Annotated in this window: 1 rRNA gene; it reads left to right on the plus strand. The window is 37.3% G+C overall.

Going from position 1 to position 228, the window contains the following annotated elements:
* Positions 1 to 111: 111 nt before the first annotated feature.
* A 23S ribosomal RNA gene (locus CD128_RS11130) occupies positions 112 to 228 on the plus strand; the annotation flags it as partial.

Raw genomic sequence — 228 nt, forward strand, 5'->3', positions numbered from 1 at the left:
AAATAGATTTTACCAAGCAAAACCGAGTGAATAGAGTTTTAAATAAGCTTGAATTCATAAAAAATAATCGCTAGTGTTCGAAAGAACACTCACAGATTAATAACTATATTAGATTAAGTTATTAAGGGCGCACGGTGGATGCCTTGGCACTAGAAGCCGATGAAGGACGTTACTAACGACGATATGCTTTGGGTAGCTGTAAGTAAGCGTTGATCCAGAGATTTCCGA

This window comes from Staphylococcus croceilyticus (genome assembly GCF_002902575.1).
Lineage (GTDB): Bacteria > Bacillota > Bacilli > Staphylococcales > Staphylococcaceae > Staphylococcus > Staphylococcus croceilyticus.